This window comes from Flavobacterium sp. N2820 (assembly GCF_025947285.1).
In the GTDB taxonomy this organism is placed as follows: domain Bacteria; phylum Bacteroidota; class Bacteroidia; order Flavobacteriales; family Flavobacteriaceae; genus Flavobacterium.
Map to the genome: position 1 here is coordinate 2,534,663 of NZ_CP110008.1, position 26,990 is coordinate 2,561,652.

Here is a 26,990-nt window from a genome sequence, read left to right on the forward strand (position 1 = left end):
TACCTTTGTAAAAATCCAAAGTGCATGAACCAATTTTTCAAAATACTTCTTTTCTTTTTTATTACTTCTATTGCTTTTGCTCAAACTTCTGAACAGCAAAAATTAGAACAAAAAAAAGCGCAAATTTTAAAAGAAATTGCAGACAACAAAGCACGTTTAGAATCGGAAAAGAAAAAGGAAAAATCGGTATTAAAACAAATTACCCAACAAAAAAACTTAATAAATCTTAGACAAAAGTTATTAAGTGCAACTGCAAAACAAACCCGTTTATTGAGTGATGACATTTATTTGACGCAACTCGAAATGAACAAATTGAATAGAGAATTAAAAGTTTTGCGTGAGGATTATGAAAAAATGATTGTGAAATCATATAAAAGTAGAAACGAACAAAGTAGAATTATGTTTGTTTTATCCTCTGAAAATTTCCTTCAAGCTTACAAACGCATTCAATATATGAAGCAGTATGCAGGTTTTAGAAAAATGCAAGGTGAAGAAATAAAAGAAAAGCAACAAAAACTACAACAAGCCGAAATCAATTTACAAAACAGTAAAAAGGAGAAAGAAAAGGTTTTGGTCCAAACTGAAAAAGAAAAACAAGAATTAGAGAAAGAAAAGCAAGAACAAGAGCGTTTAGTAAAACTAATTCAAAAGGATAAGAAAAAATATACTGCCGAAATTAACAAAAAGCAAAAAGAAGCAAAAGAAATTGATGCAAAAATCAAGAAAATTATTGCTGACGAAATTGCTGCTGCTAACAAACGAAATGCTGCAAAAACAGGTACAGCAGCTCCAAAAACAGGAACTGCTGCAGCGTCTAAATTTGTTTTATCTGCCGAAGGTAAAGTAGTTTCAGATAATTTCAAAGCAAACAAAGGGAAATTACCTTGGCCTGTAGTGGATGGCTATATTTCATTAAAACATGGCGATCAACCGCATCCAGTTCATAAGAATTTGACCATTCACAATAGTGGTGTCGAAATTTCAACAAAACCAGGTTCATCAGCAAGAGCTGTTTTTGGTGGCGAGGTTTTACAAGTCCAGGTCATTTCGGCAAACAATAAAGCGGTTTATATTCAGCATGGAGATTTTATTACCGTTTATTTGAATTTATCTTCTGTGAGTGTTACTAAAGGTCAAAAAGTGACAATCAAACAAAATATCGGAAAAATTCATACCGATTCTTCGGGTAGTGCGGTAATTAAGTTTTTGGTATTGCAAAATACCACAACACTAAATCCAGAATCTTGGTTAAATTTATAAAACAAGAATGAGGTCAAATGGCCTCATTTTTTTTGAATTATTATTTCTTGTATTTTTATCTAATAATTGAGTAAAATGAACTTGTCACAAATAAAAATTCTTCACATCGATAGCAATCACCCATTACTTTGGGAACAGTTGCAACAAGCCGGTTTTCATAATGAAGCTGATTTTTCTTCATCAAAACAAGAAATAGAAGCTAAAATCGAGAATTACCACGGAATTGTCATCAGAAGTCGTTTTAAAATTGATAAAACGTTTATAGATAAAGCTACTAATTTGCAATTTATTGCGCGAGTTGGTGCTGGTTTAGAAAGTATCGATTGCGATTATGCTGTGGCAAAAGGTGTTCATTTAATCGCGGCTCCAGAAGGCAATGCCAATGCGGTTGGTGAACATGCACTCGGAATGTTGTTATCTCTTTTTAATAATTTGAACAAAGCCAATAACGAGGTAAAATCAGGTCAGTGGAAACGAGAAGCCAATCGCGGACATGAATTAGAGGGAAAAACCATCGGAATTATCGGTTATGGAAATATGGGAAAATCGTTTGCAAAAAAATTGCGAGGATTTGATGTAACGGTTTTATGTTATGATATTTTACCCAATATGGGAGACGCAAATGCAACTCAAGTTTCTCTAAGTGAATTACAAGAAAAAGCCGATGTATTAAGTTTGCACACACCTTGGACAATAGAAACCGATAAAATGATAAATGCAGATTTTATTGATAAATTCAAAAAGCCATTTTGGTTTATTAACACCGCACGTGGAAATTCGGTAGTAACAGAGGATTTAGTTCAAGCACTTCAATCGGGAAAAATTTCTGGAGCAGGTTTAGATGTTTTAGAATATGAAAAACTTTCGTTTGAAACGTTGTTTGAAGGTGAAAAACCTGCAGCTTTTGAGTATTTATTACAAGCTGAAAACGTACTATTAACGCCACATATTGCGGGATGGACATTTGAAAGTCATCAAAAATTAGCACAAACTATAGTTGATAAAATAAAAAATAATTACACAAATTAAGTTGTAACAAAATCAAATAGGTTAGACTTATAAGCAATATTTTTATATATTCGTACAACTAACCAAAAAACAAAAACAAATGGAAGTAACCAACCAACAAGAAACATGGAATCAGCCAAACAACAACATTCCAGTATTCAAAGTTGACCCAATTATTGTATTATTATTGAGTTTTATAACTTGTGGATTGTATTTAATCTATTGGAATATAAAAGTAGCTGAAGTCGTAAATGCAGTATCTAATAAAGAAGTGATTTCTACACCTGTAGCCGTTTTTTCAGGATGTTGTTTACCAGTAAACTTATATTTTTATTACGTTTTAGGTAAAGACGGATTACCAAATGTTTATAAAAGAACAGGAGAATTAAATAAAGACCAATCTACTTTACTAATCATTTTAGGTTTATTTTTCCCTATGGCAGCAGCAATGATTGTTCAAGGAGATATTAATAGATTATACAATTAAAAACTTTGTTTTAAATAGAATTTTGGGTATTACAGGTGCAGTTTTAACACTTGCGATACCCTTTGTTTTATGGCTTCAAAACAGTAATAATTCGTTAGATAAAGAGCAATCGTTTTGCCCATTAAAAGCAACTACAGGTTTTCCATGTCCATCCTGTGGAATCACAAAATCAATTGTTTATTTTTATGATGGAAACGTATTGAAAAGTTTAAGTTTTCATCTGTTTGGACCATTAGTTGTTGGGTTTTGTATCTTTATGATTGTACTGTTTTTAGTTGAAATTAAAACAAATAAAACCTATTTTAGAGAATGGTTTTACAACCGAAAATTAGCGTATTACTTAGCTACATTTTTGATAGGATATCACATTGTAAGATTAATTCTTTTTGTACAAGAAAATTCATGGAATGATATTGTGCAACAAAGTATTTGGAAATAAAAACGGCTTACAAATTTGTAAGCCGTTTTTATTTTTTATCCTTTTTCTTTTCGTTCTAATTCTGCCTGAAATTCTTCCATAACTGGTTTCATGGTGCTTTCAGGAATATCAGATATTCTAATATACATCAATCCATCAACAGCATTATTGAAAAGTGGGTCAACATTAAATGCAACCACTCTAGCATTTTGTTTGATATATTTCTTGATTAAAACGGGTAAACGTAAAGTTCCAGGTTCTAATTCGTCAATAATCTTATCAAATTTATTTAAATCAGATTCAGTTTCGTTAAAAACAAAATCTTTATCCGCATCTTTTAGTTTTACTTTAAATTCTTTTTTCGGATGCACATATTGCGCAATATAAGGGTCGTAATAATGTGATTTCATAAATTCAATCATCAATGATTTTGAAAATTCTGAAAACTGATTACTAATACTCACACCACCAATCAAATATTTATGCTCTGGAAAATGTAAAGTTGTATGTACAATTCCTTTCCAAAGTAAAAATAAAGGCATTGGTTTTTGTTGGTATTCTTTGATGATAAATGCTCTACCCATTTCGATAGATTTACTCATCATGTCATATAATTCTGGTTCAAAACGGAATAATTCATGCAAATAAAACCCGTCGATTCCGTGTTTTGGATAGATGTGCGAACCTAATCCCATACGATAGGCACCTGCAATGCATTGCGCACCTTCATCCCACAAAAACATATGATGATAATATTTGTCGTAAGGATCTAAATCTAACGATTCGTTAGTTCCTTCGCCCACTTCTCTAAAAGTAATTTCTCTTAAACGACCAATTTCATGTAAAATATTCGGAATTTTATCAGCTGTTACAAAGTAAACTTCATAATTTTTACTTTGCAATAAACGATAATCACCTTTTTTCAAACAAGCCATTTCTTCCAAAATTTGATCTTGATTGGCTGGTTTTGCAATTTGCTTTGGAGGTTTAGGAAGGCTTAATTTTGGTAAATTAATCTTACTTTCATCTTCAAAAGCGTTAGAAAGCATATAGGTTTTTTTTCTTAAAAAATCGCCATACGCTTCAATGTCTTGGTATTCATTTTGTTCGGCAACTGAAATAGGTTTTCCAATACGAACTTTGATTACACGATCTTTTTGAGTGTGTAATTCACTTGGTAATTTGGCAGTTCTTAGTGTATCGTTAATTTTTGATAAGAAGTAAAATAATCTACTATTCTTAGCATGAAAGTATATAGGAATCACCGGAACTTGTGCTTTGCGAATTACTTTAATTGCACCTTCTTCCCAAGGCTTATCTACGACTAATTTTCCGTCTTTATAGGTAGAAACTTCACCTGCTGGAAACATTCCTAGAGGTTTTCCATCACTTAAATGACGCAATGTTTCCTTTATTCCAATCACGCTTGATTTTACATCTTTATGATTTTCAAAAGGGTTAACAGGCATAATATAGGGCTTCAAAGGCGCTATACGATGCAATAAAAAGTTTGCAATAATTTTGAAATTAGGTTCTCTTTCAAGCATTAATTTCAATAGTAAAATTCCGTCAACTCCACCAAGAGGATGATTAGAGATTGTTATGTAAGCGCCATCTTTTGGTAAACGCTTTAAGTCTTCTTCTGGAATCTCAAATTTTATTTGTAAATCGTCTAAAATAGCCTTTAAAAACTCAACATCTTTTAAATGTTTATGTCGATCATATAGCTTATTTAATGCAGAAATTTTTAGTACTTTCATTAATAGCCACCCAGAAAAAGTACCGAAAACTCCGTATTTATCCACGTTAATCGCTTTTGCAACTTCTTTAGCAGTAACTAAACCCATTTATAATTTGTTTTTTGAGCAAGAAACAAAGATAACAATTCTATTGAATTGAACGCTATTTGATATTATATTTAAAAATGCAATTTTGTTATTTTTTTTATTAATCTGATAACTAATTAATTATAAATTGAGCGTTTATTTGGGCGTTACTATTTAAAACCTTTTTCTTATATTTGGTCAAAAGCTAATTATATTCATGAAAATCATATCATACAACGTTAACGGAATTCGTGCTGCCATTACAAAAGGTTTCTTAGACTGGTTACAACAAGCAAATCCTGATGTTATCTGTCTTCAAGAAATTAAAGCAACGGAAGAGCAAATTCCAAAAATTGAAATCGAAGCAGCGGGTTATCCCTATCAATACTATTTTCCTGCCGAAAAAAAAGGGTATAGTGGTGTAGCAGTTTTATCAAAAATTGAACCTAAAAATGTGGTATTTGGGACAGGAATTCAACATATGGATTTTGAAGGAAGAAATTTACGCCTAGATTTTGAAAACCTATCTGTAATGAGTTTGTACCTCCCATCTGGCACAAATATTGATAGATTGGAACATAAATTTATGTTTATGGATGACTTTCAAAACTATATAAATGATTTGAAAAAAGAAATCCCAAATTTGGTTATTTGTGGTGATTATAATATTTGCCACCAAGCCATTGATATTCATGATCCAATCAGAAACGCAAAAATTTCTGGTTTTTTACCTGAAGAGCGCGCTTGGTTAGATGGTTTTATGAAAAGTGGATTTGTAGATACTTTCCGTCATTTAAACAAAGAACCACACAATTACAGTTGGTGGAGTTACAGAGCCAATGCTCGAAATAATAACAAAGGCTGGAGAATCGATTATTGTTTGGCAGCCGAACCTTTGAAAGATAAAATTCAAAGAGCACTAATTTTACCCGAAGCCAAACATTCGGACCATTGCCCAGTTTTAGTAGAAATTAAATAAGAATCAATTAATCAAAAACGACATACTAATGATTAGAAAATTTGCCCTTGCCTGCGTAGTTTTAAGTTTAACTACTTCATGTGTTTCTAAAAAAATCTATCAAGATTTAGAAAATAAATATGCTGATTTAAAGAAGGAGCACAACGCTTTATCAGATGAAAATACGACTTTAAAAACCGATAAAAATCAGTTAGAATTAGATAAAAGTAACTTACAAACGGAATTAGATAAAACCAAAGCTGAGCGCGACAAACTTGCATCAGATTATGCTTCTACTAAAAAAAGTTTAGATAACTTAAAATCTTCTTATGCTGCTCTTGAAAAAGATAGCAATGCTGCTCTAGAAGCAAATATCAATAAAAACAGACAATTACTAGCAGAGTTAGAAGCAAAACAAAAAGCGTTGACAGCAGAACAAGATCGATTGAATAAATTGAAAAAAGATTTAGAAGCATCATCCACTCGTTTGGCCGAATTAGAAAAAATGATGGCAGACAAAGAGGCTGCTCTAAAAAAATTGAAAGAAACTTTATCAAAATCGTTAAAGGCATTTGAAGGTAAAGGTTTAACCATTGAAAATAGAAATGGAAAAATTTATGTTTCGATGGAAAACAAGTTACTTTTCGAATCGGGAAGTTGGACAGTGGGTGCTGAAGGTAAAAAAGCCGTGGATTTAGTAGGTAAAGTTTTAGGAGATAATCCAGACATTTCTGTATTAATTGAAGGACATACAGATGATGATAAAATTACTGGAACTATTGGTGGTGGAGTTGAAAATAACTGGGATTTATCTACAAAACGTGCCACAGCTATTGTAAACATTTTATCACAAAACAAAGCTATTGACAAGCGCAACTTAACTGCTGCTGGACGTGGTGAATATGCACCTTTAATGAGTAATGAAACCGCTGAAGGAAAAGCAAAAAACAGAAGAATCGAAATCATCTTAACGCCTAAGTTAGATGAAATTTCTAAAATGTTGAATGAACTATAACATTTCATAAAAGATTGATAAAAAGGCTTGAGTTCAAAATTCAAGCCTTTTTCTTTGGTTTAAACTTTGTAACTTTGGATTTTAAATTTTGAAATTGAAAATGAACTATACAACACTACCAAATACCCAACTAAAAGTCAGTAAAATTTGCTTAGGAACAATGACTTTTGGGAATCAAAATACCGAAAGTGAATCGCACAGTCAATTGGATTATGCCATTGAAAAAGGAATTAATTTTATTGATACTGCCGAAATGTATCCTATTGGTGGAAACGCTCAAATTTTTGGAAGTACTGAACGTCACATTGGAACTTGGATTCAAAAAATTGGAACTTCAGAGCGTGAAAAACTGGTTTTAGCTACAAAAATTGCAGGGCCAAATCGCGGAATGGAATACATTCGTCAACCATTGGATTTTTCGAAAAATAGTATTCACGAAGCAGTAGAATTGAGTTTAAAAAACCTTCAAACGGATTACATCGATTTATATCAAATGCATTGGCCAGAACGCATTATGAACATGTTTCAAAAACGTGGTGTTCAGGAATTAGACCCAAAATGGCAAGATAATATTTTTGAAGTGTTAACAGTGTACGACGGATTAATCAGAGAAGGAAAAATCAAACACATTGGACTTTCAAATGAAAATCCATGGGGCGTGATGCGTTTTTTAATGGAAAGTGAAAAGCACGGTTTGCCAAGAATTGCTACGATTCAAAATCCGTTTTCGTTATTGAATCGATTGTATGAAGTAGGGCTATCAGAAGTTGGAATGCGAGAAAATGTTGGATTATTAGCCTATTCTCCGTTAGGTTTCGGATTTTTATCTGGAAAATATTTGAAGGGTTATCCCGAAAATTCGCGCATGAAATTGTTTCCTAATTTTGTTCGTTATACTAATGAAAATTGCTTCAAAGCAACCCTATTATACAAAGAATTAGCTGAAGCCAACGGTTTAACGTTAACGCAGATGGCAATTGCATTTGTACATCGTCAACAATTTGTAACTTCAACGATAATTGGCGCTACAACTATGGAACAATTGCAAGAAAACATTCAAGCTTTTGACACTGTTTTATCAGACGAAATTATTGCTGAAATTGAAAAAATTCAGGAATTAATTCCAAATCCAGCGCCTTAAATGGTTTTCAATTAGTTATTCAACAATTAATTTTGTTGTATAATTAGTCCCATTTGTGGTTTCAACAGAAACCAAGTAGATTCCTTTTGACAAGGATGCTGTGGTAATGGTGTTTTCAGGATTTGTACTTACTTGTTTGGTAAAAAGCAATTTTCCGGTTAAGTCGATTACATCAATTTTAGTTGCCAAATTAGCGGTCGAACTTTTTATAGTAAACGATTCTTTGGTTGGATTTGGGAATAATGAAAACCCATTAGTTTCGAAATTAGAACTACTTAAAGATGAATCGATTATTTTATAAATTGTTCCCGAAGAAATTCCTGCGATATATAATTCGCCATTCACATCTTCACCAAAAGTTACAAAGTTATTTCCCGAAAATGAAGTAGTAGTTGTTATGACTCCAGCACTGTTAACCATTCTAATTTTGTCATCACAATAATCTGTAAAGAAATATTTGTTTTGAAAATTTGGATAGGTTGAACCCGTATAAAAATATCCGCCAGTTACTGAACAAGCTCCGCCAGAACGTGCATATTGAGCAAATGGAAATGTCATAGTGCTTGAAGGCGCACAACCCGAGGTATTGTAAGTTGAATTTCCTTCGTAACATCTCCAACCAAAATTAATTCCAGTGTTTGGTAATGGGTTTACAATTTTATTAATTTCTTCAATAGCACCTTGACCCACATCAGCAATCCATAAATCACCATTTAATCTGTTGAATGAAAATTTCCAGGGGTTTCTTAATCCTGTTGCCCAAATTTCTCCTAAACCAGATTGTCCAAAATAAGGATTTGTTGCTGGAATTGTATAAAAAGGTGCAATTGTAGAATTGACATCAATACGCAACATTTTACCAAGAAATACTCTTGTAGGAAATGATGCATTTATAGTTAAGTTTTGAGCATATCCTTCAGGATCGCCACCGCTACCACCATCACCCATAGCAATGTATAAATAGCCATCGGAGCCAAATTTTATGCTACCACCATTGTGATTAGAATAAGGTTGAGATATTGTCATTAAAATTGTTCCTGTGGTGTTGGCAATATCTGGGTTTCCTGAATTTACAGAATATCTTGCAATAACTGTATTTCCAGAAGTGTTGGTATAGTTGACAAAGAAATACCCATTTGTTGTATAGTTGGGATGAAAAGCTAAGCCTAATAATCCACGTTCTCCATCTGAAGAAATTAGGGTAGAGAGGTTTAAAAATGGAGTTGTATTTACCGTTCCGTTTGTATTTAATATTCTAATTAATCCGCCTTTTTGAACAACAAATAAGCGTGAATCTCCAGCGTTTGTAATTTCAACAGGGCTATCAAAACCAGTTGCAAAAGACTGTAAACTGATGGTTTGAGACTGTCCAAAAAATGACATCATCATTAAACTGAAAAGTAGTATTGTTTTCATAATGGGTAGTTTTGAGTTCTTAAATTTAAGAAATATTTTTTAAACTATTTCATTTTCAGTAATTTACATTTGTAAAATAAAAAAGCGCAAAGAGTTTTCACGCTCTTTACGCTTTTATTCACTAGGGTTAGTGATTATAAATTATCTATAAATTTATCCTTTGGATATTTGACTTTATAACTGATTCTATATTTTTTGGTTTCTCCAGCGTTGAGTTTTACATCCCAAGTCAGAATTCCAGTTTCGGTGTTTACTTTTGCTTTTCCGTTGTCTAATAATTCTATGGTAATTTCTTTATCTGTGCTAATTGGGTATTGATCTTTCAACAATAATTCAATCGCTTCTTTTTTGTTGTTTTTTACGGTAATGTCATAAGTAAACGTTTGTTCTTTATAACCGGATAAGAATTTAGTTCCCGATTTATCAGCGATTTTTTCCCGTTTGATGGCGATTTTTTTATCTCTTCCCATGCTCAAATTCAATGTATCTGAAGTTTGATTTGGATGGATCATGGTTTTACCCACATACATTCCTTCGAAGATTATATTCGCTTCTCCAGGCAATAAATTGAATTTAGAATATTCGCTAATTTCAGCTAATAAGAAAGCTTCTTTTTCCACTTTTGGAACTGCATAATATTTATACGTTGCTGGTAATTTCAAATCTTTCAAAGCCACACTATGTGCTTTTCCATTGGATAAAATGTCATATGGAATATCAATATCAAAAGAAACATTTAATTGGTTTTCATTGATTGTAGTATAATTTGAAATAGAGGATTCATCATTATACGTTTTATCTTTTTTATATGCTGCATCAGAAGCATAACCTTGAATAGAATTCATAACTACATTACTATTATTAATAGCTCTCGGAAAGCCATATCTCAAAAACCAAGCTTGTAAAATAGGAGCTGTGTTGTTTTGATTTGGATTACCGCTTGAAAGTGTTAGTTTCACTTTTTTCCAATCAATTCCTGTGTTTTGCACCACTTTTGCTTTGTACATTAAGTTGATAGGAGAATTGATATTGTCGGCACGTAAATCGTAAAATGGCGACCAAGATGCGTTTGCTGTGATGTAATTAATGTCAAGATTCACTGAACTTGCAACATCAGTCATGACTTGCAATACTAATTTTCCTTGTGAAGTTTTCTCTTCTTTTTTAGTATTCAATTCTAATTTTATGTTGAGTTTGGCTAGCTTTTCATTCAGTTTGGTTTCTTTTTCATATAGTGCATTTATCAAATTACTCAATTCATTTCTTTTGGCACTATAATAATCAACTAGTTTCATTAATTCGGCAACATTTAAACCTGAGTTTTGTCCGGCAACAGTTTGGTTTTTGTCTAATAAATCAATCGTTTTAGAAAAAGAAACTTTTTCGTTCCCCACTTTTGCGATTTCTTTTTGAAGCAACACAATGCTATCACGTACTTTTTTAATCACAGGATTGCTTTCGTCAATTTCATATTCCGAAATAAAATTTCGTGTAAACTGAACCGATAAAACCGTAACATTTGCAGGAGCACCAATTTGAATGGTGTTTTCATTGATATAATCAGCAACGTTTTTAATGACAATTTCACTAGTTCCAGAAGGGATTGTAGCTGAAGCAGTGTGGTTTAATTCGGCAGAATTACTATAAATAGTAGCGCTTTTAATTTTGGCTGAAGTAAAAATTGGTTTTTGAGCAAATGTGATTGCTGACACCAGAACAATTACTAGTGAAAATATTTTTTTCATTTGATATAGTTTTAGTTTATTCTTTTTAAATAATAATTGGTTTTTCTGAACCAACTCGATTGATTTCCGTTAGGATAACTGTGAATGTATTGTAAAGTAATATGATTGTTTTTTAGAAATATAATTGTAAATTTTCCATTTAAAGGAGCCCCTCTATGCATGTAGGACAATTCAGGCGGTAGTTGGTTAAATACAATTTCCTTTTGCCCGATTGATTGAAAAAAGTCTTTTAAATCTTTACCAGTAACGATATTGTTTTGTTTACCAATGTACAAGTTATTTATGGTATGAGGATTATTTGGCATTGATTCTTGCCATCCTGTTTCGTGCAAATATAAAAGTTCCCATTTTGAGTCAGATGACAAAGAATCAATATTTGCAGGAATCGAAATTTCTTCAATATTTTTTATGTGCTTGGAAATAGAATCATTTTTAGTAGCCAGGTTTAGTTTTCTTTCAAATAAGAAGTGCTCTTTAGTTTCTTCTTGTGAAAATGATGCTATTGAGGTTGATAAAAGGAACGTCAAAATTATTTTTTTCATCTCTATAAACTTTAGTGTTTATTGTATAGAGTGAAATAAAAATAAAAAGGTTGGGAAGCGAGTGAAATTAAATTCCTAAAATAATTTTCGCAATTGTAAAATAAGTTAAAATCCCTAAGATATCGTTGCTGGTAGTAATAAACGGGCCTGTTGCTAATGCAGGGTCAACGCCGTACTTATTTAAAATAATTGGGATAAAAGTTCCAATTAACGATGCCATAATAATTACCGAAAGTAATGCAATTGAGACAGTATAACCTACATGGATTTCGTAACCTAACAAGAAATAACTACCTGCCAATAAGATTACTGAAAGAATCACTCCGTTTAATAAACTTAACGAAAGTTCTTTTAGTAAACGTTCTATAACGGGGCCAATAATGGTGTTATTAGCTAAACCTTGTACAATAATTGCTGAAGATTGAACGCCTACATTTCCCGCCATCGCTGCGATAAGCGGTGTAAAGAAAAATAATTCGGGATGTAATTCCATCACAGGCTCAAAGATTCCTAAAACGTGTACCGAAATAAATCCTCCAAACAATGCTAAAACTAACCAAGGCAAACGTGCTTTTGTTAGTTCTAAAATACTGTCATCCGCTTCAACGTCTTGCGAAATACCCGCTGCCAACTGGTAATCTTTGTCGGCTTCTTCTTTGATGACATCGATAATATCATCAATGGTAATTCGACCTACTAAACGACCCAATTCATCTACAACCGGAATGGCTTCCAAGTCATATTTCTGCATAATACGTGCTACTTCTACATCTTTAGTGTCCACTTTTACATAGTCCACTTTTTTGATATAAACTTCACTAATGTGGGTTTTTGTTGAGGTGGTTAACAAATCTTTTAACGATAAACGACCTTTTAAACGATCTTCATCATCAACAACATATATTGAATGTACTTTTGAAACATTTTCAGCTTGCGCACGCATTTCTTTCACGCAGGTTAGTACGTTCCAGTTTTCGTTTACTTTTACAAGCTCTTTACCCATTAATCCACCGGCAGAATCTTCATCATAGCGTAATAAATCTACAATGTCTTTGGCGTGTTCAACGTCTTCTAATTCCGAGATTACCTGCTCTTTTTTGTGTTGTGGTAATTCGGCAATAATGTCGGCAGCGTCATCTGTACTTAATTCGTCAAGCTCTTCTGCAATTTCTTTTGGAGAAAGGTTTTTTAAGATTTTTTCACGAACTTCTTCGTCTAATTCTAACAGAATCTCGGCTGTTTTTTCAGAATCTAAGGTTTTAAAAATATAACCAGCACCATAATCATCGAGTTCTTCCATGATTTCGGCAATATCAGCAAAGTGAATATCTTCAAGAAGCAAAAGTAATTCTTGCGCCTTGTTTTCACTTATAAGTTGTTCTATTTCAGATAGAAACTCTCTGCTGATTTTAAACTCCATCGGCTGTTATTTTTTGGGTAATTTCTATAAATTGTTCCACCGTTAATTGTTCCGGACGGAGGTCAAAGATAGTGTCTTCTTTTAAATTATCAGAAAAATTGAACGATTTTAAGCTATTTCGTAACGTTTTTCTCCTTTGTTGGAAGCCAGTTTTTACTACTCTGAAGAATAATTTTTCATCACATGGTAACGAATAATCTGCTTTTCGTCGCAATCGCAATACACCCGAATCTACTTTTGGTGGTGGATTGAAAACTTCTGGAGGAACAGTAAATAAGTATTCCGCTTCATAAAATGCTTGGGTTAAAACTGATAAAATGCCGTAGACTTTACTTCCTTTTTTTTCACAAATGCGTTGGGCAACTTCTTTCTGAAACATACCAGCAAATTCTGGAATTTGGTCGCGCATTTCCAGCGTTTTGAACACAATTTGGGTTGAAATATTATAAGGAAAATTTCCAATGATTGCAAAAGGCTCTTTGTTGAACACCTCGTTTAAATCGTATCTTAAGAAATCTTTAGAAATAATATGATTTTCTAGTTTTGGAAAATGAACACCCAAATATTCTACCGATTCTTTGTCGATTTCAATGACATAAGTCTCAGTAGGTTTGTCCAATAAATATTTGGTTAAAACACCCATTCCTGGACCAATTTCCAAAATTTTTGAATAGCCTTCGAGCGAAAGTGTATCAGCAATATCTTTTGCAATGCTTTCATCTTTTAGGAAATGTTGTCCTAAGTGTTTTTTTGCGCTTACTTTTTCCATTTTAATTTGTTTCTCCGTAGAATTCGCCCATTACTTCTAATTCGGTTCTGAAAGCTAACATTTTATCTGCAAAAAGATGAAGCCCTTCTTGACGTAATCTCGGTGCGTGATTTTGGTAATAATCTTCTAACTTTGCTCTCGAATCGGTGAAATATTGAACAGCATAGGTTGTGCCTCCCATTTCTTCTTCCACCACTACTCGAACCATTTTAGCATTGGTAAATAAACCAGTTGCTAAAACATCGTTAATATGTTTGTTTTGCATCCATTTTAACCAATCCTGGTGAATGCTTTCGTCTACGTTTACAGTTACGTTATATATAATCATTATTCTTGTTTAATCGTTTAACTAAAATATCTTCTCTCTTGATTCTTTCTCCTTTTCTCTAAATCGTAGTATCACCTCGCAACGTTCGATATTGCTTTCTACTTTCTGTATAATATAAGCTATCTGGATGTTCTAAAACTATTTTTTCGAATAAAGCCTTTGCTTTTTCATTGTCCAAAAGATATTTTCTATAAATTTCGGCCGAAAAGAATAAGGCTTCATCAATATAAATTCCTTCTTTATGATTATCTAAAATATTTTGATAATAGCTTAATGCTTTTAAATAATCTTTCTTTTGATAATAGATATCAGCTATTTTTAATAAGGTTTCGTCTTCAATACTTTCACCTTTGTGTTTTTCTAAAATGGTTAAAAATGATTGAAGCGCTTCTTCGTTTTTCTTTTGGTACAATTGTAAATCTGCTTTTGCGTAAGCTTGTAATGCCACGCGTAAACTGTCTTCAACAGAGTTGTCTTGAATAAGTAAAAACAGTTCAACTGCATCATTTGCAATTAGTAAACTTGATGATTGTTTGAGGTTTTTTACTTGCTGTAAAGTCCAATCAAAATCTTTTTTATAGAAGTTGGCATTGGCTAATTTCATGCTGGCTTCGTGTGCTAAAACATCATTTTTAAGGTTGTCTTCCACTTGTGCATAGTATAAAATGGCTTGATTGAATTTTTCGTCATAGACCATAATATCAGCCAATTCCATTTTTACTTTTGATTGATCTCGCAGGTTTAATGGTAATTTTAACGCGTTTTGCAGCAATTGTTTTCCTAGTTCGGGCTGATTCAAATAAAAAGCTTCAAAATGAGCGGTCAACAATTGTAAGTCTAATGAATACGGACTAATTCCATATTTTTTTAGTAAATCTTGCAGTTTTAAATCGATTGCAGCATATTCTTTTTGCAAAGCCGATTCAATTTCCATAGAGATTAAAAAATGGTGCGCTTGCATTTGTAACTCCAAATCTTGTGTGTTTTCTAAAACGAATGTTAGAATTGTAGTTGCATCTTCGTTTTGTTTTTCTTCGATAGCCAATCGAGCAAGCGTTACAATGTTGTAAAAACTTTCGGGATTTCGTTTGTAAACTGCTTTTTCTTGAACAAAAGCTTTGCCGTATTCTTTTTGCTGCACAAACAACCAACTTAACGATTGATTCCAATACACATCTTGCGATTTTTGTGTTTTTAAAAGCAAACTTTTCTTGATGGCATCAGCAAAAGTGCCTTCAGTGTCGTCTAGCAAATATCGACTTAATTGATTTTGAACTAATGCAGTATTTTCTTGATTTTTGTAACCATAATCGAGTAATTTTTCTAGCATTAAATCTAAATTTCCTAATTGTCCTTGCAGTAAAGCTGTTTGGTAATCAAAATTAAGATTTGGGTTGGCTTGTTGTGCGGTTTCATATGTTTTTATTGCCCAATCTAACAAGACTTTCTTTTCAAAGAAATTCGCCACTTGATAGGCATGATTGGCTTGTTTTTCAACTTCTAAAAGCGCTAAATTATATTGTTTTTTAGCTTCGATTTCATTTTTTTGTAGTTGATAATTGTAGCCAAGTTCTACTAAAAGTATAGGTTGATTGTATTTTTCTTTTCTTTTTAAAATAACCTCTTCGGCTTTGTCATATTGTTTCAATTGCTGACGGCATTCGATTACTTTTTGAAAAAAGAAATAATTGGAAGGTTGTTTTTGTAAATTTTCTTCAAAAATAGTTAATGCTTTTTCAAATTCGCCATCGTCAAAATATTGTAGCGCCAATTGTTCATTTTGTGCCGAAACCCAAAACGAAGTCAAAAAGAAAATAAAAAAAGCAATTTTTTGTAACATAAATAAAATAAATAATGTACTAAAGTAACACTTTTTAGTGTCAAATTAGTACATTATTTTATAAAGATTAACGTTTAATTGATAATATCAAATCCTGTGTATTTTCTTAAAACTTCAGGAACTACTATACCTTCAGGTGTTTGATAGTTTTCTAAAATTCCAGCTAATACTCTAGGTAAAGCTAATGAGCTTCCATTCAACGTGTGTGCCAATTGGTTTTTACCTTCTTTATCTTTGAAACGTAATTTTAAACGATTTGCTTGGAACGTTTCAAAGTTAGATACCGAACTAATTTCTAACCAGCGTTCTTGTGCAGTTGAATACACTTCAAAGTCATAGGTTAAAGCCGAAGCAAAACTCATATCGCCACCACATAATCTTAGAATTCTATAGGGTAATTTTAATTCTTGTAAAATTTCTTTCACGTGTTCTACCATTCCGTCTAATGCTTTGTATGAATTATCTGGATGTTCAATACGAACGATTTCTACTTTGTCAAATTGGTGTAAACGATTTAGTCCACGAACGTGTGCGCCATATGAACCTGCTTCACGTCGGAAACAAGGTGTGTATCCTGTACAAAGAACTGGTAAGTCATTTTCGTTTAATAAAACATCTCTAAAAATATTGGTTACTGGAACTTCAGCTGTTGGAATTAAATACAAATCATCAACGCCAACGTGATACATTTGTCCTTCTTTGTCTGGTAATTGTCCTGTTCCAAAGCCAGAAGCTTCATTTACCATGTGAGGAACTTGGTATTCTAAATAACCCGCATCGGTATTTTTATCTAAGAAATAAGTGATTAACGCACGTTGCAATTTGGCACATTTTCCTTTGTAAACAGGGAAACCAGCGCCTGTAATTTTTACGCCCAATTCAAAATCAATTAAATCGTATTTTTTTGCTAATTCCCAGTGAGGTAAAGCACCTTCGTGTAATTTAGGGATTTCACCTTCTTGAAAAACGTTTAGGTTTTCCTCAGGAGTTTTTCCTTCCGGAACGATGTCTGCTGGTAAATTGGGTAATTTGTATAATTCTTCTTGTAATTTTGAGGCAAAACTATTCAATACTTCAGTAAGCTCTTTGTCTTTATCACGAAGTTGAACTGATTTTTCTTTTAAGATTTCAGCTTTTGCTTTTTCACCATTTTTCATTAAATCACCAATATCTTTGGATAGCTTATTCGATTCAGATTTAATAGTGTCTAGTTCTGCTTGAGTTGCTCTTCTTTTTTCGTCTAATGCAATTACATCTTCAATCGCATTTTTAGCATCTAAGTTTTTCTTAGCCAATCGTTTTACTACTTCATCTTTGTTTTCTCTAATGTACGCTATCTGTAACATAATATATAGGATTTTAAGGTTGCAAATTTAAGAAATTGGATTTAGAAAATCTATAAAAAAACGAAATGCTATTAGGTTTACGTATATATATGAAATTCAGTGATAAATTGCTTAAAAATTAAACATTTTGTACTATATTCGCTAAATTTTTATTTAAAAACAAATTTATTGTTACCAAGAAATAATTTTTCTTTTAACAAAAGTATGCCCAGAATTTAAAACCTACATGAAAATGAAAAAAATTACTTTTTGTCTAATTCTTATTTCAGGAATTTTTGGTTTTGCCCAAACCGAAGAGATTGATTTTGAACAAATGGTTGAAGCTGAAATGAAATCGGCTTCCTCTTTACAAGCCTTTGCTGTAAATCCAAATACTTTGAATTATGACTTAACTTATCATGAATTGCGTTTTACAGTTAATCCGGCAGTTGATTTTATTTCGGGTCAAGTAACTTCTACTTTTACGGCATTATCTCCAATGAATTCTGTTGTTTTTGATTTAACAAACGAATTGACGGTGAGTACTGTAACATTAGGAGGAAGCCCATTAACTTTTGTACAAAATACATCAAATGAATTGGTAATAACGTTACCATCATTATTAAACGTTGGTAATTCAGCCACAGTTGTAATTAACTATTCAGGTGTTCCATCAGATGCTGAAGCTGCATTTACACAAACAACTCATAGTGGGACTCCAGTAATTTTTACACTTTCAGAGCCTTTTGGAGCTAGAGATTGGTGGCCATGCAAACAAGATTTAAATGATAAAATTGATAGTGTTGATATTTATATAACATGTCCTGATGCTTATATTGGTGTATCAAATGGTTTGTTACAAAGTTCAACAACTTCTAGTGGAAATGTAACAAGACATTTTCATCACAATTATCCTATTCCGGCTTATTTAATTTCATTAAATGTGACTAATTATGCTACCTATAATATTCAGGCTGGTTTAGGTACTGTTGCGAGTCCATTTTTTCCAATAAACAATTATTTATATCCAGAAAGCAATACTGTAACGGTTCAAAATGCAATTAATCAAACAGTGCCAATAATGAATGTGTTTGAAGAAAAATTTGGACCATATCCATACAGAAGCGAGCAATATGGCCATGTTCAATTTAGTTGGGGTGGAGGAATGGAGCACACTACCATGTCGTCAATGGGAGGGTGGAGCAGAAGTTTAATCGCACATGAATTAGGCCACCAATGGTTTGGAAATAAAGTTACCTGCGGAACTTGGAAAGATATCTGGTTGAATGAAGGCTTAACAGAATATACAGCTGGAATTGTAGTTGAAGAGTTAGATGGAGATGCAGCATTTGTTTCATGGAAAACGGGAAAAATTAATAATATTACATCACAAACAGGTGGTGCAGTTTATTTAACCGATACCGAAGCTGAGGATGTAAATAGAATTTTTAGTTCAAGATTATCTTATAACAAAGGGTCTATGGTGACACATATGTTGCGCTGGGTTATGGGTGATGCGAATTTTTTTCAAGCACTTCAAAATTATTTGAACGCTCCTAATTTAGCGTTTGGGTATGCTGTTACTACAGATCTAAAATCGCAATTAGAAGCTGTGCACGGAAGTAGTTTAACAGAATTTTTTAACGACTGGGTTTACCTGCAAGGCTATCCAACTTATACGGTTAATGCACAAAATTGGGGAGCAGGTCAAGCAAAAATTACTGTGAACCAATCACAGTCAAATGCAAGTGTTTCTTTTTTTGAAATGCCTTTAGAAATCAGATTATCTGGTGCTGGTGGATTAACGCATGACGTGGTGGTAAATCATACTTCAAACGGACAAGAATTTATAGTTCCGGTTCCTTTTGTAGTTACTGGAGTGACTTTTGATCCGAACAAACATATTATTTCAAAAAATAATGTGGCTACTTTGGCAAACGAGTCTTTCAATTTAGAGCAAACCATTACGATTTACCCAAATCCAGCAAATGATGTTTTGCATATTATGATGCCAACAACGATTCAATTAGAAAAAGTTGAAATTTATAATACGTTAGGGCAATTAGTAGATACAAAAGAAGCTAATGATTTTTCTGTAGCCGAATTATCTGCAGGATTGCATCTGATTAAAATCACTACTTCGGAAGGTGTAATTCATAAAAATTTTATAAAAAAATAGTTCAACTATAAAAATATGATGTAAAGTAAGGTGAAAACCTTACTTTTGTCGTTTAAATAAATGCATTAAAATGATTCAAGTAGCTCAAATATTATTCATATTATCCGTTTTAGTAATTCTTCACGAATTTGGTCACTACATTACAGCCAAGATGTTTAAGGTACGTGTAGAGAAATTTTATTTGTTTATGGATGCTGGGTTTTCTTTAGTAAAAAAGAAAATCGGTGAAACTGAATGGGGAATTGGTTGGTTGCCATTAGGAGGTTATGTAAAACTTTCTGGAATGATTGATGAAAGTATGGATACTGAACAAATGAACGCAGAAGCTCAACCTTGGGAATTCCGTTCAAAACCAGCCTGGCAGCGTTTAATTATTATGTTAGGTGGAATCATTGTGAATGTAATTTTGGCTTGGTTGATTTTTACAATTATGTATTCAACTGTTGGGCAAAAATTCATTTCAACAGCAAAAATTCAAGAAAACGGATTGGCTTTTGGCGAAGTAGGTCAGAAAGCAGGTTTTAGAAATGGAGATAAAATTCTTTCAGTAGACGGAAAACACCAACCTAGTTTTAACCGAATGACATTAGATGTTTTATTAGGCGATAAAGTTGAGGTAGAACGTAATGGCGATAAAGTTGATGTGATTTTAACCGACGAAATGAAGGGTGAAATTATAAGTAAAGAAGGGAAAGGATTTATAGCTGCAAGAAGAACCATTTCTGATGCTTTTATTGATTCTGTTGGGGTTAATTCTGTTTTTAAAAGATTTGATGAGTTTGTTGGAATTGGTAACAAAAAGTTTCAGTATTTCGATCAGTTTACCGATGAGTTGAAAAACAATAAAAATAAATCTGTTGATGTAATAGTAAAAAGAGAAAACAAAGAATTAATAGTTTCTGTAAAGGTTGATAGTGAAGGGAAAATAGGGTTAAATAGTTCTTTTTTTATTGCTCCAAACTATCAATTTAAAAATGCTGCTGTAAATCAAATTGAAGAAAACTCTGCAGCTGAAAAAGCTGGAATTGAATTTGGGGACATTATAAAAAGTGTAAATAATTTACCAATAAATAATGTAAAAGACTTTAAACAATTTGTAAGCACTAGAAAAGGCGAAAAAGTTAGCATTGAAATAATTAGAGAAGATGCTACAAAGACTATTACTGCTATGGTTTCCAAAAAAGGCACCTTAGGAATAGGTTTTAATGATAAAACGGCTGAGGTAATGTATACTAAGGTTAATGATTTGACAATAAGTCAAGCAGTTCCTGCAGCAGTAAAAGAATCTTGGGCATTATTAGTTTACAACGTGAAACAATTCAAACTAATTTTACGTCCAAAAACAGAAGCTTATAAGCATGTTCAAAGTCCTATTGGAATTGCACGTCGTTTACCAGATACTTGGGATTGGGAATTTATTTGGAATTTTACAGCATTATTCTCAATCGGATTGGCTTTTATGAACTTGTTGCCAATCCCTGGATTAGATGGTGGACATGCATTATTTACAATCGTTGAAATGATTACAGGTAAAAAATTATCAGACAAAGCAGCTGGTTATGTTCAAACCTTTGGAATGATTATCTTGTTGACACTAATGGCATTAACTTTCGGAAAAGATATTTACCAATTGGTAGTAGATAAAGTTTTATAATTTTTTCAACAAAATAATTTGCGATAACAAAAAATCAGTTTATATTTGCACTCGCTTAAAAGATATACAACTTCCTCCTTAGCTCAGTTGGTTAGAGCATCTGACTGTTAATCAGAGGGTCCTTGGTTCGAGCCCAAGAGGGGGAGCAAACTTTTAAGCAACAATATAAACCTTTGAGGTGATTCCTCCTTAGCTCAGTTGGTTAGAGCATCTGACTGTTAATCAGAGGGTCCTTGGTTCGAGCCCAAGAGGGGGAGCAAAAAGAGCAATACGAAAGTGTTGCTCTTTTTTTGTGTTATCAAAATGAAAATGAATCATTTCTTCAACATCATTAAAATATTACGGCTTAACTTTTAGCAAATAATAGCCTATAATGATTTAATAGTTTCTTATTTTTTAATTCATTAAGTTATAACGTTTAGAGTTCAATTTTGTGCAACATTAAACTACACAAAAATGAATAAAAATTACACTACAAAAAAGAACAGCAGATTCTTATCGCTACTTTTGGTTTTGTTTGTTTCTACCACCTACGGACAAACATTAGTACATTATTGGAACTTTAACAATAGCACATCAATTGCTACAATCACCTCGCCAAGTCAATCACTTGGTGGTGCAGCTATCAATGCAATTCCGGGCGGAATTAGTTTAATTGATTTTGCAAATGGAACCGGACAAAATTTTAATGTGTTAAATTTAAATGCAAGAAATAGCGATGCTTCAGGAACACATTTACGATTTAACGATCCTATTGGTGGTGCCTTAGAATTTTCATTACCAACTACAGGTTATGAAAATTGTATTGTAAAATTTGCTACTCGTCGTTCGAATTCAGGAGCAGGAACGCAAAATTGGTCTTATTCAATTGATGGAACAAATTACCTTCCATTTACAAATGTGATTCCTAACAATGGAGATCCTGCTCTAGCAACTTTAGATTTTTCAGGAATTGATGCAACAGACAATAATCCCAATTTTAAACTGAAAGTAGAATTTCAACAAGGAGCTGGCGGAACAGTTGGTAACAATCGTTTTGATAATTTTACTTTGGAAGGAACTGCTTTTGGTGGACCAGATAGTATTGCACCAATAGTTACTTTTTTGCCTGCTAACAATGCAACTAATGTTGCTACGAATATTGTTCCTACTATTTCTTTTAACGAAGCAATTCGTTTGGTTGATAATACTTCGATTGATAATAATAATGTGGATGCGTTAGTTGAATTACGTTTAAATAATGCTTCTGGGGCAATCGTTCCTTTTGATGCTACTATTTCCGGAAATATAATTTCGATTATACCACTTTCAACTTTAGCAGTAAATCAAACTTTTTATATCGCTTTATTAGAAAACACAGTTGAAGATTTAAACGATAATACAATTACAACAACTCAATCGGGAGTTTTTACAACTGCAAATCCAAGTATTTCTTTTGCCACAAATTTTATTACAGTAAATGAAAATCATGGATCGTTATCGTTGGTTTTAAACATTGCTAATCCAGCAACTAGTTCGGTAGATTTAGTTGTAAAGTCAGCTCCTTTTAGTACAGCAGATAATTCAGATTTTACGTTGACTACACAAACAATTTCAATTACGACTTCTTCACCAGCAACTCAAACTATAAATATTCCAATTATTGATGACAGTTTAGATGAACAACATTCAGAATATTTTGTTTTGAGTTTAGAAAATGCTTCAGGAATTTTAATTTCGGGAACTCCAACTACTACAATTTATATTGTGGATAATGACAGTCAGGCTCCAATTCCAAGTAACCAAATCGAATTAAATTATGTGGGAAGTTTTGATCCTTCCGGAGCTAGTACAAGTACTTGCGAAATTGTAGTACATGATGCTGCTTCACAACGTTTGTTTACCACAAGTGCGGTAGCAGGATATTTAGATATTATCGATTTTTCTAACCCAACGAATCCTTCAGTAATTAATTCGGTAAACATAAATCCTTATGGAGGTGTTACAAGTGTTGCTGTAAAAAACGGAATTGTGGCTGTTGCTTCACCAAATGCTGATGAAACACTAAATGGTTCAGTTTTGTTTTTTGATACAAATGGAGTTTTTTTAAACCAAGTAACTGTGGGTGCACTTCCAGATATGATTACCTTTTCTCCAGACGGAACAAAAGTAATGACTGCAAATGAAGGACAACCTAATGTCGACTATTCAATTGACCCAGAAGGTTCGGTAAGTATTATTGATATTTCAGGAGGAATCGCAAGCTTATCGCAATCAAATGTAACAACGTTGTTATTCACGGCTTATAATGCGCAAGAAGCGACTTTAATTGCTTCAGGAGTTAGAAAACTGAAGTTAACCAGTACATTGTCTCAAGATTTTGAACCAGAATACATTACAATAAGTTCTGATTCTCAAAAAGCATGGGTAACCTTGCAAGAAAATAATGCAATTGCTGAAATTAACCTAACAAATAATACCATTTCAGATATTTGGGCATTGGGAATAAAAGATATTAGTTTGCCAGGTAACGGATTTGATGTTTCTGATAATAATGGTCAGGTTTTAATTGCAAATTGGCCTATTCAAGCGTATTTTATTCCAGATGGTGTTGCAAGTTACACGGTTGGTGGAACCACTTATTTAGTAACCGCAAATGAAGGTGACGAAAAAGAATATGGTGCTTTTACCGAAAGAGTTGCTGTTGGTTCTGGGTCGTATCTTTTAGATGCAGCAAATTTTCCAAATGCTTCTGTTTTAAAACAAAATCACAATTTAGGAAGATTTAGAGCAACAAATCTTAACGGAAATACAGATGCGGATGCAGAGTTTGAAACTATTCATTGTGTTGGAACACGTTCGTTCTCAATTTTTAATACGACTACCAAACAGATAGTTTTTGATAGTGGAGATGATTTTGAACGTTACACAGCAGCAAATTTACCAACACTTTTTAACGCAGATCACGAAGAAAACACACCAAAAGGAAGAAGCCGTGCAAAAGGTCCAGAGCCAGAAGGAGTAACTATTGCTCAAATTGCAACTGAAACTTTTGCTTTTGTTTCTCTAGAACGAGTAGGCGGTGTAATGGTTTACAATATTACGGATCCTAATAATCCAATTTTTGTAGATTATAAAAATTCAAGAAGTACTTCAGCATATTCAGGTGATCACGGTCCAGAAGGAATTACTTACATAGCTCCAGTAAATAGCCCAACAGGATTAGGTTATGTTTTAGTAGCTAATGAAATCAGCGGAACAATCACAATTTACGAAGTAGATGCAAACACATTAACGTCTCCTGATTTTAATTCAGATTCAAAAACATTTGTAATTTTCCCTAATCCTGCATCAAATTCAGAATTAGTTTATTTCAATAGAGTAGCAGATATTGAATTGTATGATGTAACTGGAAAATTAATCCTTTCAGAAAAAGAGGCACTAACTATCAATACGTCAAAATTACAATCGGGGATTTACTTTGTTAAAACAGCAGAAGGAATTACAAAAAAATTAGTTGTTAAGTAGTTTTATAATTTTTTTGAACAAAAAGCCAGTTTTAAAACTGGCTTTTTTATTTTATTTTAATCTCTTCTCAACCAACCCGTAACGCTCAATCGAGGTTTATTAGTTTCCAAAACTTCATGAACTAATTCATTGCTCTTAAAAAAAACCGTTTTTCGATTCGTTGGAGCTACTTTCTGAGCCACATCACCATCATAAATGCACAATTCACCACCATCTTCAGGTTGCCAATTTTCGTTCAAATAGGTAATCATCGAAAATTGTCGGCTCGAATTATCTTGGAATTGATCTAAATGCTTTCTATAAAAACTGCCTTTATCAAACAACGCAAAATGAAATTCATAACCCGTAATTCCCGTATAACAACTGCGGTTCAAATAGGTCACAAAAGCATCCACTTGATCCAAAAAGGCATTTTCATGTGCATTATTATTCGCCCGGTCTAGCCAATAAATAGCATCACTTCTTATCGCCGAATTTTGAGTTAATTTTGCTGCATTTCCTATTCCAGCGGCTTTTAGTAAATTTTGCTCTTTCAGTTCAAACAATCTATTTACCAAGTGTTGCGCCAATTCTTCCGATACAAAATGTTCCACAATGCCCACTTTCGAATCCAAATAACTCGAAATTAAGGTTTCAAAACAATCTTCCATTTTATTTAAGTTGTAAAATACCCTACAAAGATATCATTTCCTTTTGAATTTGGGCGTTCCCACAAGGGTCGGGCTATTCGTTTCAATCTTTATTTATAAAATTTAAGAATTTTACAAATAAAGGATTTTCTCTTCTATCCCTAACGCAAACCGGCTTTTCAATTAAAATCTGTATTTTTACAAAAACCTTTCAACATGCAAAATTTTTTAAAAGTTTCAGAAAACACGCAACTTTCTTGGCGTAATTTAAGTATTCAAAATCGAATTTCTTTTTTGTCTCAATTAGCTCAATTACTTTTAGAAAACAAAGAGGAATATGCAACTTGTATCACTACCGAAATGCACAAACCCATTTCGCAAGCCATTGCTGAGGTTGAAAAATGCGCCCTTTTATGCAATTACTATTACGAAAATGCTGAATCATTTTTAGCTATAAAAAGCATAAAAACCGATGCTTCAGAAAGTTTTGTTACCTATGAATCTTTAGGTGTAATTTTAGGTGTAATGCCATGGAATTTTCCTTTTTGGCAAGTATTTCGATTTGCTGTTCCAACACTCATTGCAGGAAACACTGTTGTTGTCAAACATGCTAGTAATGTTCCTAAATCTGCCGAATTAATTCAATCGATTTTTGAGCAAGCTGGTTTTCCAAAAGGCTGTTATCAAGATTTACCAATTCCAAGTAGCGAAGTTGCTAAAGTTATCGCTAATCCAATTATTAAAGCCGTTTCTTTAACAGGAAGTGAGCAAGCGGGAGTTGCAGTGGCTACTGAAGCCGGTAAACATTTAAAAAAGTGCGTGTTAGAATTGGGTGGAAATAATGCCTTTATCGTTTTAGAAGATGCCGATTTAGAAAAAGCGGTGGCAACAGCGGTCAATGCTCGAATGCAAAATGCAGGTCAAAGTTGTATTGCCGCTAAACGATTTTTTATTCAAGAAAATATTGCAGCGGAGTTTATTGCACAATTTAAAGTAGCAATTCAAAATTTAAAAAAAGGAAATCCATTAGCTATAGAAACGCAAATTGGTTCATTGGCACGACCAGATTTAGCCGAAGAATTAGAGGTGCAAGTGCAAAAATCAATTCAAATGGGAGCCAAATTAATCATTGGAGGAAACAGAAAAGGAGCTTTTTATGAACCCACATTGTTGACTGAAGTAACAACAGAAATGCCTATTTTCAAAGAAGAAACATTTGGACCAGTGGTTGCAATAACAATTTTTAAAACCATTGATGACGCAATCGAATTAAGTAATCAATCGGAATTTGGTTTGGGTGTTTCTATTTTTACTCAAGACATTGATTTTATTAAAACAAAGATTTCAGCTTTTAACGAAGGCGCAGTTTTTGTCAACGAAATGGTAAAATCTGACCCAAGATTGCCTTTTGGAGGTGTCAAAAAATCTGGTTATGGAAGAGAATTAGCTATAGAAGGCATCAAAGAGTTTGTAAATATAAAAACAGTGGTAATTAATAAGCTATAATTATTCCTTATTTCTCA

21 protein-coding genes and 2 tRNA genes are annotated in these 26,990 nt (G+C 32.9%); 13 read left to right on the top strand and 10 right to left on the bottom strand.

Annotation, left to right across the window (positions count from 1 at the left end; all coding sequences use genetic code 11):
• Window positions 1-24: 24 nt before the first annotated feature.
• From OLM52_RS11900 to OLM52_RS11915, 4 genes are all read left to right on the top strand, one after another.
• Window positions 25-1,260, top strand: coding sequence for a murein hydrolase activator EnvC family protein (locus OLM52_RS11900; RefSeq protein WP_264548727.1), 1,236 nt, complete (start codon window positions 25-27; stop codon window positions 1,258-1,260).
• A gap of 75 nt (window positions 1,261-1,335) precedes the next feature.
• Window positions 1,336-2,289, top strand: coding sequence for a 2-hydroxyacid dehydrogenase (locus tag OLM52_RS11905; protein WP_264548728.1), 954 nt, complete (start codon window positions 1,336-1,338; stop codon window positions 2,287-2,289).
• A gap of 79 nt (window positions 2,290-2,368) precedes the next feature.
• Window positions 2,369-2,755 (top strand): DUF4234 domain-containing protein, encoded by a 387-nt coding sequence (locus OLM52_RS11910; protein WP_264548729.1) that lies wholly within the window; start codon window positions 2,369-2,371, stop codon window positions 2,753-2,755.
• A gap of 22 nt (window positions 2,756-2,777) precedes the next feature.
• Window positions 2,778-3,194, top strand: coding sequence for a DUF2752 domain-containing protein (locus OLM52_RS11915; protein WP_264548730.1), 417 nt, complete (start codon window positions 2,778-2,780; stop codon window positions 3,192-3,194).
• Between the two features lie 35 nt (window positions 3,195-3,229).
• On the opposite strand, the gene OLM52_RS11920 is transcribed toward OLM52_RS11915, so the two are convergent.
• The gene (locus tag OLM52_RS11920; RefSeq protein WP_264548731.1) at window positions 3,230-5,020 is read right to left on the bottom strand and encodes a lysophospholipid acyltransferase family protein; all 1,791 of its coding nucleotides are present in this window, start codon (window positions 5,018-5,020) and stop codon (window positions 3,230-3,232) included.
• Between the two features lie 196 nt (window positions 5,021-5,216).
• Between OLM52_RS11920 and OLM52_RS11925 the strand changes: the two genes are divergently transcribed.
• The 3 genes from OLM52_RS11925 to OLM52_RS11935 all read left to right on the top strand — a co-directional run bounded on the left by OLM52_RS11925 (window position 5,217) and on the right by OLM52_RS11935 (window position 8,113).
• A complete protein-coding gene (locus OLM52_RS11925; RefSeq protein ID WP_264548732.1) occupies window positions 5,217-5,978 on the top strand; it encodes an exodeoxyribonuclease III in 762 nt (253 codons plus the stop codon).
• 28 nt (window positions 5,979-6,006) lie between these two features.
• Complete coding sequence (locus tag OLM52_RS11930; RefSeq protein WP_264548733.1) at window positions 6,007-6,972, top strand: OmpA family protein; 966 nt, start codon at window positions 6,007-6,009, stop codon at window positions 6,970-6,972.
• Window positions 6,973-7,072: 100 nt separating this feature from the next.
• Window positions 7,073-8,113 (top strand): aldo/keto reductase, encoded by a 1,041-nt coding sequence (locus OLM52_RS11935; RefSeq protein WP_264548734.1) that lies wholly within the window; start codon window positions 7,073-7,075, stop codon window positions 8,111-8,113.
• 15 nt (window positions 8,114-8,128) lie between these two features.
• On the opposite strand, the gene OLM52_RS11940 is transcribed toward OLM52_RS11935, so the two are convergent.
• From OLM52_RS11940 to serS, 8 genes are all read right to left on the bottom strand, one after another.
• A complete protein-coding gene (locus OLM52_RS11940) occupies window positions 8,129-9,529 on the bottom strand; it encodes a PQQ-dependent sugar dehydrogenase (protein WP_264548735.1) in 1,401 nt (466 codons plus the stop codon).
• Between the two features lie 134 nt (window positions 9,530-9,663).
• Entirely contained in the window at window positions 9,664-11,274 is a 1,611-nt protein-coding gene (locus tag OLM52_RS11945) for a DUF4139 domain-containing protein (protein ID WP_264548736.1), read from the bottom strand.
• Window positions 11,275-11,285: 11 nt separating this feature from the next.
• Complete coding sequence (locus OLM52_RS11950) at window positions 11,286-11,816, bottom strand: hypothetical protein (RefSeq protein ID WP_264548737.1); 531 nt, start codon at window positions 11,814-11,816, stop codon at window positions 11,286-11,288.
• A 67-nt stretch (window positions 11,817-11,883) separates the two neighbouring features.
• Window positions 11,884-13,236: a magnesium transporter gene (gene mgtE / locus OLM52_RS11955; protein ID WP_264548738.1), complete on the bottom strand. Its 1,353-nt coding sequence runs from the start codon at window positions 13,234-13,236 to the stop codon at window positions 11,884-11,886.
• Window positions 13,226-14,005, bottom strand: a complete 780-nt coding sequence (gene rsmA / locus OLM52_RS11960; protein ID WP_264548739.1) for a 16S rRNA (adenine(1518)-N(6)/adenine(1519)-N(6))-dimethyltransferase RsmA — start codon at window positions 14,003-14,005, stop codon at window positions 13,226-13,228. The genes mgtE and rsmA overlap by 11 nt, the downstream gene beginning before the upstream one ends.
• A gap of 1 nt (window position 14,006) precedes the next feature.
• On the bottom strand, window positions 14,007-14,333 hold the full coding sequence (locus OLM52_RS11965; RefSeq protein ID WP_264548740.1) for a DUF4286 family protein: 327 nt from the start codon (window positions 14,331-14,333) through the stop codon (window positions 14,007-14,009).
• A gap of 58 nt (window positions 14,334-14,391) precedes the next feature.
• On the bottom strand, window positions 14,392-16,173 hold the full coding sequence (locus tag OLM52_RS11970) for a tetratricopeptide repeat protein (protein WP_264548741.1): 1,782 nt from the start codon (window positions 16,171-16,173) through the stop codon (window positions 14,392-14,394).
• A 74-nt stretch (window positions 16,174-16,247) separates the two neighbouring features.
• Entirely contained in the window at window positions 16,248-17,519 is a 1,272-nt protein-coding gene (serS, locus tag OLM52_RS11975; RefSeq protein ID WP_264548742.1) for a serine--tRNA ligase, read from the bottom strand.
• Window positions 17,520-17,751: 232 nt separating this feature from the next.
• Between serS and OLM52_RS11980 the strand changes: the two genes are divergently transcribed.
• The 5 genes from OLM52_RS11980 to OLM52_RS12000 all read left to right on the top strand — a co-directional run bounded on the left by OLM52_RS11980 (window position 17,752) and on the right by OLM52_RS12000 (window position 24,838).
• Window positions 17,752-19,677 (top strand): M1 family aminopeptidase, encoded by a 1,926-nt coding sequence (locus OLM52_RS11980; RefSeq protein ID WP_264548743.1) that lies wholly within the window; start codon window positions 17,752-17,754, stop codon window positions 19,675-19,677.
• Window positions 19,678-19,747: 70 nt separating this feature from the next.
• A complete protein-coding gene (locus tag OLM52_RS11985; protein WP_264548744.1) occupies window positions 19,748-21,331 on the top strand; it encodes a site-2 protease family protein in 1,584 nt (527 codons plus the stop codon).
• Between the two features lie 72 nt (window positions 21,332-21,403).
• Window positions 21,404-21,477, top strand: a tRNA-Asn gene (locus tag OLM52_RS11990).
• A 37-nt stretch (window positions 21,478-21,514) separates the two neighbouring features.
• A tRNA-Asn gene (locus OLM52_RS11995) sits at window positions 21,515-21,588 on the top strand.
• 199 nt (window positions 21,589-21,787) lie between these two features.
• On the top strand, window positions 21,788-24,838 hold the full coding sequence (locus OLM52_RS12000; RefSeq protein ID WP_264548745.1) for a choice-of-anchor I family protein: 3,051 nt from the start codon (window positions 21,788-21,790) through the stop codon (window positions 24,836-24,838).
• Between the two features lie 56 nt (window positions 24,839-24,894).
• Here the strand turns inward: OLM52_RS12000 and OLM52_RS12005 are convergent, their stop codons facing one another.
• A complete protein-coding gene (locus OLM52_RS12005; RefSeq protein WP_264548746.1) occupies window positions 24,895-25,488 on the bottom strand; it encodes a 2OG-Fe(II) oxygenase in 594 nt (197 codons plus the stop codon).
• Between the two features lie 195 nt (window positions 25,489-25,683).
• Here OLM52_RS12005 and OLM52_RS12010 point away from each other — a divergent pair, with 195 nt between their 5' ends.
• On the top strand, window positions 25,684-26,973 hold the full coding sequence (locus OLM52_RS12010; protein WP_264548747.1) for an NAD-dependent succinate-semialdehyde dehydrogenase: 1,290 nt from the start codon (window positions 25,684-25,686) through the stop codon (window positions 26,971-26,973).
• The last annotated feature ends 17 nt before the right edge of the window (window positions 26,974-26,990 follow it).